Origin of the sequence: Halomonas sp. AOP43-A1-21 (assembly GCF_052376775.1) — a bacterium.
In the GTDB taxonomy this organism is placed as follows: Bacteria; Pseudomonadota; Gammaproteobacteria; order Pseudomonadales; family Halomonadaceae; genus Vreelandella; species Vreelandella colorata.
This window is the reverse complement of sequence record NZ_JBQSWC010000022.1, coordinates 38404-51295: the sequence shown is the minus strand read 5'-3', so window position 1 is coordinate 51295 and position 12892 is coordinate 38404. Positions and strand designations below refer to the sequence as shown.

The following is a 12892-nucleotide window of genomic DNA, read 5'->3' as shown; positions in this document are numbered from 1 at the left end:
TGACTCCTGTTAGCGCGTGTTTTATGGCATTATGCGCGACGTTGGGCAGTTATGGGTTTTCGATTTCAACGCTAGGCAGGCAGCAAACGCCATGTTCAAGGATTTTTACGCGCAACGCGGAGAGTACATCGTGATCTCTGCTGAGCAGGCCAGCCGTTTCGCTAAAGGCGTGGCTGGCGATTACAACCCCATTCATAATCCGGATGCGCGTCGTTTCTGCGTGCCTGGTGACTTGCTATTCGCACTGATACTCGTCAAATTTGGGTTGTCGCGGCAAATGGAATTTCGCTTCACCAATATGGTGAGTGCTGATACGCCGCTGCTGTTTAGTGAAGCAGATAACGGTGAGCTACACGTATCTGACGAGAGTGGCAAATGCTATCTGCAGGTGGTTCGCAGTGGTGAAACAACCTTGGATGAAACCGCTATTGAAGCATTTGCGCGCTGCTATGTGGCTTTTTCGGGAAAAAACTTTCCGCACTATTTAAAGCCGTTAATGGAGCAGCACGGGGTCATGTTTAACCCCAAACGCCCGCTGGTTATTTACGATAGCATGGGATTCTCGCTGGAGCGTTTGGATGGGTTTAACCCCAATCTTGCGTTAACGCGCTCCTCGCTGGATGTGCAGGGTAAGCGGGCGGATGCGCTGCTTGAATTTTCCATTGAGTCGGCGGGAGATGCGGTAGGGGTTGGCTCCAAGAAGTTGGTGGTTAGTGGCCTGTGTCATTACGACGCCAGCGAAATGGCGGCAATCGTCGATGAGTTCTACCGGCTTAAAGCGGCTTACGAAGCGGCTTAAACAATTCTTGCGATGCGTTTCTATTCAAGCCAATAGCCACCTGCACCGAGCAGGTGGCTATTACGCATAGCGGTTAGCCTGGCATGTTTGTCGGTACAAGCGCTGGTTGAATATTCGTTACGCCTATGGTGGTAATACGCCCTTCGAGTACCCCCAGTACGGATAACGTCACATCGCCTAGTACTAGTTCATCGCCTTCGCTTGGGCTATCGGGCAGGCGTTCATGCAACAGCTTATCCAGTGTGCATGTCATATCATCATCTAACGTAAGGCCATACGAGTGAAGTACTTCGCCGACACTGGTGCTTCCCTTAAGGCGTAAGGTTTGATCAGGAAATTCGCCGCTGGTAATACTTGCGCCCTCGGCAAACACGTAGTTAACAAAAGGCCTAATATCAGGACGTAAAACGACAAACAGGTGGTCGCCTGCCTGAAGTAGCGTTGAGCCACGCGGTGGGATGACATCCTTGCCGCGCGTAATCATCGCCACCACCGTGCCATCCGGTAGCGCAATTTGCGATAACCGTCGATTGACGGCCCTTGCGGTATCGCCTAAGCGGTACTCCACAATATCGGCGTCAACATCTTCCAGTGCCGTAATTTCAAGGCTTGCGGCAGGCACAATGGGCGGTGCGACGGTAAGGCCTAATTTACGCGCCACATAGGGAAGGGTTGTGCCTTGAAGGGTCGCGGAGATTAACACCACGAAGAAAACCACGTTGAAGATAAGCTCCGCGCCTTCCAGGCCAAAGATCAGCGGAAATATAGCCAGAATAATGGGCACTGAGCCACGTAGGCCTACCCAGGCAACCAACCCGGTTTCACGGTTGGTAAAGCCGAACATTTTAAGAATAGGCGTCACGGCAAGCGGACGGGCCACCAGTATTAAAATGGCCGCGATCATCAGGCCTTCAAGCCATACGTCCAGCAGTGACATGGGATTGATAAGCAGGCCCAGCACAACGAACATGACGATCTGGCTCATCCACGCCAAGCCATCATGAAACAAGAAGGTACTGCGCTGAAAAGCGATGCGACGGTTACCGATCATCACCCCCGCCACAAAGATCGCCAGAAAGCCGCTTCCCCCAAGATTAGCTGCGACACCAAAGGCAAATAGGCCACAGGCTGCCACCAGCACGGGATAAAGCCCTGAGGTTACCAGTTGGATGCGATTGATTATTTGAACCGATGCCCAGCCCACTAATAAACCTACGACGCCGCCAACCCCGATCTGCATCACGAATAGCTTCAATAAGCCCACGCCAAGCGGCATATCGTTAACCAGAACTTCAAGCAGTCCAATGGTCAAGAAAATCGCCATAGGGTCGTTCGAGGCGCTTTCGATCTCAAGCGTCGACTTAAGCCGTTTGTTGATATGGATATCGGCATTACGTAGCAGCGAAAAAACGGCCGCCGCATCGGTCGACCCTACGATGGCGCCCAACAATAACCCATCGAGCAGCGGCAGATTAAGAATATAGGCCGCTGCTGCACCTGTAATCATTGATGTAATGAGAACCCCAACCGTTGCCAGTAAGGATGCGGGTTTCCAAACCATGCGAATTGAAGCCATCGGCGTTTGTAGACCGCCGTCGAATAGAATCATGGCCAGCGCCAAGGTACCCAGGGCATGTGCCAAAATAGGATTATCAAAGCTGATCCCGCCAATACCCGCTTCCCCAGCCAGCATGCCGGTTCCCAGGAACAGAACCAGCACCGGCATACCCAAGCGGGCCGAAAGTTTGCTTGAGATTATGCCGATCAGCAGCAGGATCGCTGCCATTAAAATAAGTTGATCCACCTGAAACATACGCGCTTCCTAGCAAACGATATAAATGGGCGCCGCGTTAAACCGTGGTGCCATGCAGTAATGAAATTCTGAGAGTACCCTAATCGGTTAGGCAGCCGGAGGCGCGCGGCTAGGTGGAAGGCATATGGATAGGCTATCTGCCCGTGGCGTAATTGAACGCGACAGAGTGCAACTGCCTGAGCGGGCGAAGACAACCTGGGCTGCATAAGCAGGCAAGGCCGCATCGCCCGTCTCCGCGTCATTGGTGTCGGCGGTCAGGGGCTTGCTGCCGCGAATTCGTAATGAATGGCTCTGTGTGGCCAGCGGCAGCAGCGCTTCGCGCTGATCGGCATGCGTGGATGAGCTGTTGACGCCGGTAGCAATAGCGGCCGGAGAAGATGGAGTGGCGCACCAGAGCAGCAGGGTCAGAATGCACAGGCCGGCATGGCTCAGCTTGTGGGTAATCACCGCAGTGAAGGCTTGTTTCTGATAAGGCAAAGCGCCATCTCCATCGTCGTACGCTTTATCATCCTTTATTGGCAAGGCAGGTCAAGCGGTTAAGCGCACGCTCACGATTTCTTTTTGTGCTGTGTCATTGCCAATCAGCAATTGCATTAATAGCTAATTGACGTTTACGTCAACTTGCTGCTATACCCTGTTCACACCGCAAAGGCAGTGATAATGACTGTCTCCACAACGAACAATCATAAGACAGGAGCAACGCAATGGCCGTTCGCGAAATTTCCATGATCATTGATGGTCAGGCCGTCCCGTCACAGAGTCAGGAATGGCGTGATGTGGTTAATCCAGCGACTCAGGAAGTGGTGGCCCGGGTACCTTTTTGTACCGCAGAAGAGGTAGAGCGCGCGATTGCCAGTGCGCAGGAGGCCTTTAAAGAGTGGCGCAACGTCCCGCTTGGCAAACGTATGCGTATCATGCTGACCCTACAGGCGTTGATTCGGGATAATACCGATGAGCTGGCCGCTTTAATCACCGAAGAGCATGGCAAGACGCTACCGGATGCTAAAGGCGAAGTGGGGCGCGGGTTAGAAGTGGTTGAGCATGCCTGCTCGATTACCTCGCTTCAGCTAGGCGAAGTGGCTGCAAACGCCGCTAGTGAAGTAGATGTCTATACGCTTCACCAGCCGCTAGGTGTCGGTGCGGGTATTACCGCGTTTAATTTCCCCATTATGCTGCCTTGCTTCATGTTTCCGCTGGCCATTGCCACGGGCAATACGTTTGTCTTGAAACCCTCCGAGCAGGATCCCAGCTCTACCATGCGTCTGGTGGAGTTGGCCCATGAAGCGGGGGTGCCGCCGGGCGTGTTAAACGTCGTGCATGGCGGTCCCGAGGTTGCCAATCAGATCGCTGATCACCCAACGATCAAAGCCCTTTCATTTATTGGTTCAACCCATGTGGGGTCGCTGCTTTACAAGCGGGCGGGCGATGCAGGCAAGCGCATGCAAGCCATGATGGGCGCGAAAAATCACTGTGTAGTGATGCCTGATGCGAATCGCAGCCAGGCGATTAATAACCTGCTGGGGTCGGCGTTTGGCGCCGCCGGACAGCGCTGTATGGCCAATTCCGTCTTAGTGCTGGTCGGTGAGGCGCGCCAGTGGATTGACGATATCGTGGAAGCCGCGCGCCAGATGAAAGTCGGCCCAGGCACTCAGCAGGATGCCGATTTAGGGCCACTCGTATCAACCGCTGCTAGGGATCGTGTGCTGCGTTTAATTGAGGCGGGCGAAAAGGAAGGCGCCAATTTGCTGGTTGATGGGCGCAACTGCCAAGTAGAGGGCTACCCAAAGGGCAACTTTGTCGGACCGACGCTCTTTACCGACGTGACGGCGGAGATGACCATTTACCGTGAAGAGATTTTTGGCCCCGTACTTTGCGTAGTCAATGTGGAAACGCTTGATGAGGCGATTGCGTTTATCAATGCCAACCCTAACGGCAACGGCACTTCTATCTTCACTAACTCCGGCTGGGTGGCGCGGCGTTTTGAAACGGATATTGATGTGGGGCAGGTGGGAATTAACGTGCCGATTCCGGTGCCGGTTGCTTATTTTAGCTTTACCGGCTCAAGGGCCTCAAAACTGGGCGATCTAGGGCCTAACGGTAAGCAGGCTATTGCGTTTTGGACACAAACCAAAACAGTAACCGCGCGCTGGTTTGAGCCTGAAAATGTTTCCAGCGGCATCAATAGCACTATCTCATTAAGCTAGAAGCTATGTTTCATCAAGTCAGAAGCCATTGTGCTTGGGCTTATGATTGCGCTGACGCTTAGCCAAGCCTGACAGCGTTTAACTAGATATCACGGGCTCCTTTTTAGGAGCCCGTGCTGGTATAGAGTGTCTTAAAAGTCCTGCAGCAGGTTGAAGCTTTCCTCAAGCAGCTTTTCAATGGGGTTAAGCTGGCTCTCATGCAGAACCAGTAGCGAGGGCGACGCTTTTACCTGCCCGCTAAGCGGCACCAACAGTGCAAACTCACCCTCTTCCAGATGAAACTCATGGATTTCACGGGGGCCGTGCGGAGTTTTGCACTGTGAGCAGCGGTAGACATCGTCTTCCCCATATACCAAGCGGTGATACATTTTAAACAGCGTATAAAGGGCGAGCCCGCCTTCAAAGGCGGGCCAGCTTGCTGGCATTGTGCGTATATCATCGGCAAGCATTTGCCCTTCAGCTTTGGCGTCGGCGATAGCATGGGCGAGAGGGTCTGCTAGAACGGTCGGGTTTTCTGACGGGAGAGGGACATTTTGTTGCGCGGCCTTCTCAAAGTATTTTACAACCCGCTTAAAATCAGCCAGATCATGCAAAGCGTAGTCGGCATGCTGTAGGTCGTCTGGTTCAAAACCACCGTTTTCCCAGCCATGAATGACGCGAAGCGTCATGTCACCGCGTGCCATCGGTCGCGCCAACAGCATATAAAGCATTACACGAACGTGAAGCTGGCGCTCATCGGTGTTGTTTTCAAATGCACGATAAGGATCAGCAAATAGAGTATGGAGCCGACCTTGGGTATGCTCTTTGGCTTCGGTATACGACATGGCAATTTCCTATGCGCGCGCCATAGGTATATTCACACGGCGCTTTTGGCATTGATGGTTGTTATGGCGCGAACGGCAGTAAGCCAGTTTTATGCGGCAACGCCGCTATGCAGGTAATACTCCAAATTTTTATTAGTTTAAGCAACGTTGTAGCGAATGAATAGGAGAAGTAAGCCCTTTTCATTCTAGCTATTTAGCGCATAGCATACATAGCCGCAGGCGCGAGTGGGGAACATTGTCACTCAGTTTTGACGGTTCGTTGAATTTCAATCAGGATACGCTCTCAATTCACTGTCGCCAGGGGAGCCACATTGTGTGGCTGAGAATGCTGTTGCAGACCCTGGAACCTGATCCGGTTAGAACCGGCGGAGGAAGTGCGACATGCCATACCTAACGTCAGCCATGCTAGGCGCGGCGCTCTGCTGCTTTGCATTTTTAGGCTTTAAAGCCCGTGGGCGAAAAGGCTCACTAGATGACTATGTCACCGCGCGAAACTCACAAACCAGCACTACGCTAGGGCTCTCTTTTGTTGCCTCTGGGATGGGGGCATGGATATTATTTGCGCCGCCAGAAATTGGCGCCTTTGCCGGCCCGTTGGCACTGGCAGGTTACGCTCTTGGCTCTTCGCTTCCGTTTATCGTCCTTGGCCTCTATGGGCCGGCTATTCGCCGCGCTTTGCCCGAGGGACGCAGCATCGCGGAGTTTGCCGACGCTTGCTATGGCCGGGGCGTTCGCCACTGGGTAACGCTGGTTTCGGTGGTATACATGGCGTGTTTTTTGGCCGCTGAATTAACCGCCATTGGGGCGATTACGTCACTGCTATCTGACGTGCCGCCGAACTGGGTGATCATTGGCGTTACCCTCGCTACACTACTTTACACGGTAAGCGGCGGGCTGCGCGCAAGCCTTGCGACCGACCGCTGGCAGGCGTGGCTACTGGTTGCCCTGTTGATGATCGTTTCAAGCGTCACCCTGTGGCACCTGCCCGCAATGCCCAGTGGTGCGGTGCTGCCCTCCATTCCCACATCCAGTGCACTTAGTGTGTCGTTAACGCTGGTGATTGCGGTCACTGCGGCCAACCTGTTTCACCAGGGCTATTGGCAGCGAGTATGGGCTGCGCGTGATAATCAAAGCCTGGGGCGGGGCGCCTGGATGGGCGGAATTGCCACGGTGATCATCGTAATGGTGATTGGCGGTTTGGGCATGGTGGCGGCCATGAGTGGAATAGCGCTTGGTGAGCCCCCGATGCCTTTTTTTGCGCTATTGAATAACGTGCCCTCTTGGGTAGCCATGGTAGCCCTGGTGCTGGCGGTCACGCTGGTGGCATCGAGTGTGGATACGCTGCAAAGTGGTATTGCCTCGCTGATTGTGTCGCGCAGCGAAAAGCCTGGTGTTTCCATCACTCTCACGCGTTGGATGACCGTCTTACTTATGGTGCCGGTGGTGATTGTCGCGCTTCAGGGGTTGTCGATCCTACGCCTTTTTTTAATTGCCGATTTACTGTGCGCCGCCATTGTCGTGCCTGTTCTACTCGGTTTATGGCAACGCATGACGCCGCTTGCGGCTATTGGTGGCGGTTTGGCTGGACTAATGGGCGCTATCTTGCCGGGATGGATAGGTCAAGAAAGCCTAAGTGCCGGTATAATGGCTGCAAGCTTCCCCAATAGCGTTCCCACGCTCGGCCCGTTTTTAGGAGCGTTGTTAGCTTCCACTACGGTAAGCGTGGTGCTCGCGTATGTGACGAGCAATAAGGCGGTTGGGCAGTGAAAATTATTTCACGCTATGATGGACAAAACACCTACCGACCTGGGTGAAGTATTAAATGAGTTATCCTATACCGTCAGATGAGAAAGCACGCCTAGAGGCGCTTTACGAGCTTAAACTGCTCGATACGCCCAGCGAGCCAGTGTTTGACCGTATTACCCGGCTTGCCGCGAGGCTGCTTAATGTGCCTGGTGTCACGATTACCCTGATTGATGCCAAACGCCAGTGGTTTAAATCACGTGTTGGTCTGGATGTGCTTGAGACGCCACGTGATATCGCTTTTTGCGCCTACCCAGTTGCCGAATCTGCCCCTTTGGTCGTTGAGGATGCCTGTCTTGATAGCCGATTTGCGCAGAACCCACTGGTGGCTAAGCCTAATGGGGTACGTTTCTACGCAGGAATACCGCTAAAAACCACCAAGGGACTGGTGCTAGGCACTCTCTGTACGATAGATACCAAACCACGAAAACTCAGTAAAAGCGATTTTTCCACGTTGCAGGATCTTGCCGATATCGTGACTGAGGAAATCCAGCTGCGTGAGCGACTCAATCGTGAGAAGAAACAAAAAGAGGCCTCTCAGGAAGCCCTGATTAAACTTCATCATAGTCTTGAACAGCAAATCGAACAGCGTACACATGAGCTTAAATTGGTCATTGAAACCGCTTACGACGCCTATGTGAGCGTTGATGCAAACGACTGCGTATTGGACTGGAATTTAGCTGCCACCACCATGTTTGGTTGGTCGCGCGAGCAGGCATTGGGCAAGCCGATTAGCCAGCTTATACTGCCTGATGGCTTACCCTGTGAGGCTGAAAAAGGACCGGTGACTCATTTAGCACACCGATCAGATGGCAGTCGCTTACCGGTTGAGATTCGCTTTAAATCGCTCTCTTTTCACAGTAGGCAGTGGCGTAGTCTGTTTATCCACGATATCAGCGAACGCCAGCAGCTTGAACGCTTGCGTGACCAGCAGGCGCGCGAAGATGTACTAACCAAGTTGGCCAATCGCCGGGCGCTGGACGAACGCTTGCCTGACGCTATGGCTCGTGTGCGACGCTCACAAAAGCCGTTAGCCGTACTGTTTATGGATCTGGATAGTTTTAAGCAGGTTAATGATAATTATGGCCACGCGGTTGGCGATGAGCTGCTACGCGAAATAGCCAAGCGATTAACGGCCTCTGCCCGGGAAACCGACTTTGTTGTACGTTGGGCCGGGGATGAGTTTGTTCTGCTGCTTGAGGGCGTTGCGCTGGATGCGATCAAACCTATAGCGCAAAAGCTCATTCATACTATTGAACAGCCGCTGCTCATTGGTAAGGCCGTGTTAACCGTAAGTACTAGCATTGGCGTTGCGGTTTATACGCCGGGCGCAGATGAAACGGCGCAAGAACTCCTTAAACGTGCCGATGTTGCGATGTATGAAGCAAAACGCGCGGGTAAAGCTCAGGTATGCATATCATAGCTACGTATATCAAAGGTACGCATATCAAAGGTACGCATATCAAAGGTACGCATATCAAAGGTACGCATCGCGTAAGCTGCGTATTATTTTAAAGAATTCAAGGAAGAGTATGATTCGCAGCATTGTGACAACACCCGATGGCACCACTTACGAAGGCGACGAGCAGCTCTTTGCGACGTGGCAAACAATACCCGATAGCCACATTTGGATAGATATGCAGGGCGAAGACGAAGAGACGGTCGAGCGCCTGCTGGAAAAATTTGAGTGTCACCCACTGGCGATACAGGATGCTCATAAAGAGCGCCTGCCGCCTAAAATCGAAGAATTCGATAATCACACGCTGATTGTCTACCGGGGTATCTCTTCATTTGATGCCCAGCTTAATTTTGTCCCTCAGCAGGTGTGCTTTTTTATCGGCGAGCGCTTTTTAGTCACGCTACATTCAGGCCTTGCCATGAGCGTTGAGCGATTGTTAAAAGAGCATGGTAAGGCACTCTTAGCCAAGTCGCCTGAGCAGGTAGCGTTAAAAATCATGTATACCTCAGCCGGCTACTATATCGATAGTCTGCTTGAGTTTGAGTCGGAACTGAGCGATTTAGAGGATGAGCTGCTCGCAAACGGTAACGACGTATTAATGCGTAAGATTACTACTTATCGTTCTCGATTGGTCAAAATGCGCCGCGTGTTTAACTATCATAAAGGGATTACCCAAGAGTTAACGGCCTACGACTATCAGCATCTTCCCCGCGAAGAAAGCGAAACGCTGCATGCCATTAACGATGTGGCCGAACGTTTTGAACGGCTTTATACGCTGACTCAGATGTATTACGACATTTGCGGCGATTTGGTCGACGGCTATATTTCCATTTCATCGCACCAGCTTAATATCACCATGCGTGTTCTAACGGTGATTACCGCGATTTTTGTCCCCTTAACGTTTATTGCCGGTATCTACGGGATGAACTTTGAGTACATGCCGGAACTGGGCTATCGCTACGGCTACTTCTTTGTATGGGGCGCCATGGTCGGGATGGCTGTGGTGCTGATTTGGCTATTCAAGCGAAGAGGCTGGTTCTAGTTCAGTAGGCTTTTAAGCAGCGGCCAGAGTTTGTTATGGTCGAGCAGTTACCTTATTCCTTTGCATTAGGGAGCCTGCCCAATGACTGAATCTGCTGCTGTTCCTACCACGATGGCTGCCATGCTCTTGACTGGGCATGGTGGCATTGAAGAGCTGCATTACCGAGAAGACGTCGAGACTCCCAAGCCTGGGCCGGGTGATGTTCTGGTTCAGATAACGGCGACTGCGAAAAACAATACCGACCGCAAAGCCCGCGAAGGCCTTTATCCCACCAAGGAGAAGGGCGACGTTACTTCTTTCGCTATGGGCGGTACACCCACGTTAACCTTCCCGCGCATTCAGGGGGCTGACGTGGCGGGGCGGATTGTGGCAGTGGGCGAAGGCGTGGATGCCGGGCGAATCGGTCAGCGGGGTCTGCTTGATTTCAATATCTATGCCGATGAGCGTCGGGACATCAACCTGACCCCGGATTACTATGGCCATGGTGCTGACGGCGGCTACGCTGAATATGTTGCCGTACCGTCAGACCAGTTTCACCATGTCGTTAATCCTAAACTGCATGACGCCGAGCTTGCGTCCATGGGCATGTGCTCCTACCAGACGGCCTATCACATGATGACATCGGCCCAGGTCGAAGCGGGCGAGCGCGTGCTGGTAAGCGGTGCAAGTGGCGGTGTGGGCACCGCATTGATTCAGCTTTGCCGTATTGTCGGGGCCATTCCCTATGCGGTTAGCCAGCCCGATAAAGCCGATGCGCTGCTGGCGCTAGGCGCCGAAGCGGTGATTGACCGCGGCGACCTGCCTACGTTTGTGGATCGGGTGCTGGCCACTACCAGCGGTAAGCCGATTGACGCGGTGATGGATTTAGTCGGTGGTGATATGACCGATTTGTTTATCGACACCATGATTGTCGATATGCAGAGCCGCCAAACCTACCCACGTCTTTCAATTGCAGGCGCGAGTGGCGGTAACCTTAGCGAAATCATGTGGACGCGTATTTACCTTTATCAGGTCCAGATATTTGGCGTTTCTCACGGTACCCGGGAAGAAGCCGAACAGCTTATTGATTGGATTCGCCATGGTGAGCTCAAGCCGGTCCTTCACGCCGCTTTCAAGCTTTCAGAGCTGCATGCCGCCGAACGCTATTTTGTTAATCGAGGCAGCAATTATCTCGGTAAGATCGTCATCGTGCCCGATGCGCAGTGGGACGCCCATGGCGCTCCTTTTGCCCTAACGAACGCTCAGGAGCAACGCCCTTGAAAAATATCCATACACTTCAATTGATGGATACCCATGCAGGCGGCGATGTTAGCCGGATTGTAACGGGAGGGATTGATGCCCTGCCGGGGGCGACCGTACGGGAACAAATGGAGTACCTGCGCGACGATGCCGATGGCCTGCGCAGGCTGCTGTTGGAAGAACCTTACGGTATTCCAGAAATGTCGGTCGATCTGCTGGTACCCGCTACACATCCTGAGGCAGCGGTGGGCTACATTATTATGGAAGTGATGGGCTATCCGATCTATTCAGGCTCCAACACGTTATGTACTGCTACCGCCGTGCTTGAGGCTGGCATCGTGCCCAAGCAGGAAGGTATCCAGCGCTTTGCTCTGGAAGCGCCGGCAGGCCTGGTACACATAGAGGCGCGCGTGCATAACGGGGTGGTGGAGTCGGTTACCTGCGAAGGCCTGCCAAGCTATATTGATACCTACCGCGATACGATTCAGGTGCCGGGTATCGGCGCAGTGACGTACTCCATTGCCTATAGTGGCGGCTTTTACGCGCTAGTGGACGCCACCGAGCTTGGCTTTAAGCTGATTCGCGAAGAAGAGCAGGCACTTTCAGCCTGCGCGCATAAAATCGTGGAAGCACTGCAAGCCCAGCGCGGTTTTTCACACTACACGCTGGGCGATGTCGGCCCGCTACCGTTTTTGCACTTTATGGGGCCTGAAGAGCAGGTGGGTGAGGGCTATTTTCGCTCGCGCTCAACAACCTACGTGCACCCAGGCGTGATTTGCCGCAGTACCACCGGGACGGGTACTTCCGCCCGTTTAGCGCTGATGAACTATGAAGGCCGCCTCAACGTAGGCGATAAGCTTGAAACAGTGTCGCTGCGTGAAACCGGATTTATTGGTACGTTTACCGGAACGCATCAGGAAGGCGCGTATCAGGTCGTTGAAAACACAATTACCGGACGCAGCTACGTGCTTGCTCAGTCGGATATCGTGATTAACTGTGATGACCCGCTGGTGGCCTGTGGTGAGTTGCACCATATTTTGAGCGACCGCCATGCCGCTAAGTCGGGTAGCTAGCCTCGGCTCGCTATATACCCCTTCGCTTCTAAGCGCTCCCATACCGGGGCCTTTTCGGCCTCGGTCATTTGGCTCCAATAGGCAATTTCATCCAGCGTGCGTCCACAACCCTGACATGTGTTTGCCGGGTCTAACTGGCAGTGCTGAATGCAGGGGGAAAGCGGTCGGGAAACAATTGTCATGCGAGGCTCAATATACTGTGTAACGCTTATGAAGTGGAAACCTTACCACGTAGCGATTTGATTTTGCCTTTGCGGGTTTTATGGTCAACACGGCGTCGCTGGGAGCCTTTTGTCGGCTTAGTAGGACGGCGTACTTTCTGCTGCTTGGTCGCACTGATGATCAGTTCTTTCAAGCGCGTAAGGGCGTCTTCTTTATTAAGCTCCAGCGTGCGATAGCTTTGCGCCTTGATAATTACCACGCCCTCTTTACTGATGCGCTGATCATTAAGCGCCATCAAACGTTCTTTATAAAACGCAGGCAGCGTAGAGCGTAAAATATCAAAGCGTAAATGCACCGCTGACGCCACTTTGTTGACATTCTGGCCACCAGCACCCTGGGCTCGGATTTGGCTAATATCGATTTCCCAGTCGGCGAGGGCAACATGGTTGGAAATAGTGAGCATCCAGTCCTCTG

General features: G+C 53.0%; 12 protein-coding genes and 1 riboswitch. Of the genes, 7 read left to right on the top strand and 5 right to left on the bottom strand.

Annotated elements, in window-relative coordinates; all coding sequences use genetic code 11:
- Positions 1 to 91 precede the first annotated feature (91 nt).
- Positions 92 to 799 carry a DUF3581 family protein gene (locus tag ACT3R7_RS13225; protein ID WP_192536883.1) on the top strand — a complete coding sequence of 236 codons (708 nt, stop codon included), beginning with the start codon at positions 92 to 94 and terminating at the stop codon, positions 797 to 799.
- Between the two features lie 73 nt (positions 800 to 872).
- Here the strand turns inward: ACT3R7_RS13225 and ACT3R7_RS13220 are convergent, their stop codons facing one another.
- Positions 873 to 2612 carry a potassium/proton antiporter gene (locus tag ACT3R7_RS13220; protein WP_193091225.1) on the bottom strand — a complete coding sequence of 580 codons (1740 nt, stop codon included), beginning with the start codon at positions 2610 to 2612 and terminating at the stop codon, positions 873 to 875.
- Positions 2613 to 2699: 87 nt separating this feature from the next.
- Positions 2700 to 3089 carry a hypothetical protein gene (locus tag ACT3R7_RS13215; protein ID WP_192536885.1) on the bottom strand — a complete coding sequence of 130 codons (390 nt, stop codon included), beginning with the start codon at positions 3087 to 3089 and terminating at the stop codon, positions 2700 to 2702.
- Positions 3090 to 3316: 227 nt separating this feature from the next.
- Here ACT3R7_RS13215 and ACT3R7_RS13210 point away from each other — a divergent pair, with 227 nt between their 5' ends.
- On the top strand, positions 3317 to 4816 hold the full coding sequence (locus ACT3R7_RS13210) for a CoA-acylating methylmalonate-semialdehyde dehydrogenase (RefSeq protein WP_192536886.1): 1500 nt from the start codon (positions 3317 to 3319) through the stop codon (positions 4814 to 4816).
- A 131-nt stretch (positions 4817 to 4947) separates the two neighbouring features.
- Here the strand turns inward: ACT3R7_RS13210 and ACT3R7_RS13205 are convergent, their stop codons facing one another.
- On the bottom strand, positions 4948 to 5640 hold the full coding sequence (locus tag ACT3R7_RS13205) for a hypothetical protein (protein ID WP_192536887.1): 693 nt from the start codon (positions 5638 to 5640) through the stop codon (positions 4948 to 4950).
- Between the two features lie 289 nt (positions 5641 to 5929).
- A riboswitch (TPP riboswitch) is annotated at positions 5930 to 6032 on the top strand.
- On the opposite strand from ACT3R7_RS13205, the gene ACT3R7_RS13200 reads away from it, so the two are divergent.
- From ACT3R7_RS13200 to ACT3R7_RS13180, 5 genes are all read left to right on the top strand, one after another.
- Positions 6022 to 7407: an SLC5/6 family protein gene (locus ACT3R7_RS13200; RefSeq protein WP_193091226.1), complete on the top strand. Its 1386-nt coding sequence runs from the start codon at positions 6022 to 6024 to the stop codon at positions 7405 to 7407. It overlaps the preceding riboswitch by 11 nt.
- 55 nt (positions 7408 to 7462) lie before the next feature.
- Positions 7463 to 8866, top strand: a complete 1404-nt coding sequence (locus ACT3R7_RS13195) for a sensor domain-containing diguanylate cyclase (protein WP_193091227.1) — start codon at positions 7463 to 7465, stop codon at positions 8864 to 8866.
- A 109-nt stretch (positions 8867 to 8975) separates the two neighbouring features.
- Positions 8976 to 9944 carry a magnesium/cobalt transporter CorA gene (gene corA / locus ACT3R7_RS13190; RefSeq protein WP_192536890.1) on the top strand — a complete coding sequence of 323 codons (969 nt, stop codon included), beginning with the start codon at positions 8976 to 8978 and terminating at the stop codon, positions 9942 to 9944.
- A gap of 81 nt (positions 9945 to 10025) precedes the next feature.
- The gene (locus ACT3R7_RS13185) at positions 10026 to 11204 is read left to right on the top strand and encodes an alcohol dehydrogenase catalytic domain-containing protein (protein ID WP_193091228.1); all 1179 of its coding nucleotides are present in this window, start codon (positions 10026 to 10028) and stop codon (positions 11202 to 11204) included.
- A complete protein-coding gene (locus ACT3R7_RS13180; RefSeq protein WP_193091229.1) occupies positions 11201 to 12256 on the top strand; it encodes a proline racemase family protein in 1056 nt (351 codons plus the stop codon). The genes ACT3R7_RS13185 and ACT3R7_RS13180 overlap by 4 nt, the downstream gene beginning before the upstream one ends.
- Here the strand turns inward: ACT3R7_RS13180 and ACT3R7_RS13175 are convergent.
- Together ACT3R7_RS13175 and arfB are read right to left on the bottom strand one after the other, a co-directional pair.
- Complete coding sequence (locus tag ACT3R7_RS13175; protein ID WP_192536893.1) at positions 12253 to 12438, bottom strand: DUF1289 domain-containing protein; 186 nt, start codon at positions 12436 to 12438, stop codon at positions 12253 to 12255. The two genes, ACT3R7_RS13180 and ACT3R7_RS13175, sit on opposite strands and share 4 nt — an antisense overlap.
- Positions 12439 to 12464: 26 nt before the next feature.
- On the bottom strand, positions 12465 to 12881 hold the full coding sequence (arfB, locus tag ACT3R7_RS13170) for an alternative ribosome rescue aminoacyl-tRNA hydrolase ArfB (protein ID WP_192536894.1): 417 nt from the start codon (positions 12879 to 12881) through the stop codon (positions 12465 to 12467).
- Positions 12882 to 12892: the final 11 nt, after the last annotated feature.

What these genes read in the sequence shown, in the direction of transcription:
- ACT3R7_RS13225 (WP_192536883.1), top strand. Translation starts at nt 92, where the DNA reads ATGTTCAAGGATTTTTACGCGCAACGCGGAGAGTACATCGTGATCTCT.
- ACT3R7_RS13220 (WP_193091225.1), bottom strand. Translation starts at nt 2,612, where the DNA reads ATGTTTCAGGTGGATCAACTTATTTTAATGGCAGCGATCCTGCTGCTG.
- ACT3R7_RS13210 (WP_192536886.1), top strand. Translation starts at nt 3,317, where the DNA reads ATGGCCGTTCGCGAAATTTCCATGATCATTGATGGTCAGGCCGTCCCG.
- ACT3R7_RS13205 (WP_192536887.1), bottom strand. Translation starts at nt 5,640, where the DNA reads ATGTCGTATACCGAAGCCAAAGAGCATACCCAAGGTCGGCTCCATACT.
- ACT3R7_RS13200 (WP_193091226.1), top strand. Translation starts at nt 6,022, where the DNA reads ATGCCATACCTAACGTCAGCCATGCTAGGCGCGGCGCTCTGCTGCTTT.
- ACT3R7_RS13195 (WP_193091227.1), top strand. Translation starts at nt 7,463, where the DNA reads ATGAGTTATCCTATACCGTCAGATGAGAAAGCACGCCTAGAGGCGCTT.
- corA (WP_192536890.1), top strand. Translation starts at nt 8,976, where the DNA reads ATGATTCGCAGCATTGTGACAACACCCGATGGCACCACTTACGAAGGC.
- ACT3R7_RS13185 (WP_193091228.1), top strand. Translation starts at nt 10,026, where the DNA reads ATGACTGAATCTGCTGCTGTTCCTACCACGATGGCTGCCATGCTCTTG.
- ACT3R7_RS13175 (WP_192536893.1), bottom strand. Translation starts at nt 12,438, where the DNA reads ATGACAATTGTTTCCCGACCGCTTTCCCCCTGCATTCAGCACTGCCAG.
- arfB (WP_192536894.1), bottom strand. Translation starts at nt 12,881, where the DNA reads ATGCTCACTATTTCCAACCATGTTGCCCTCGCCGACTGGGAAATCGAT.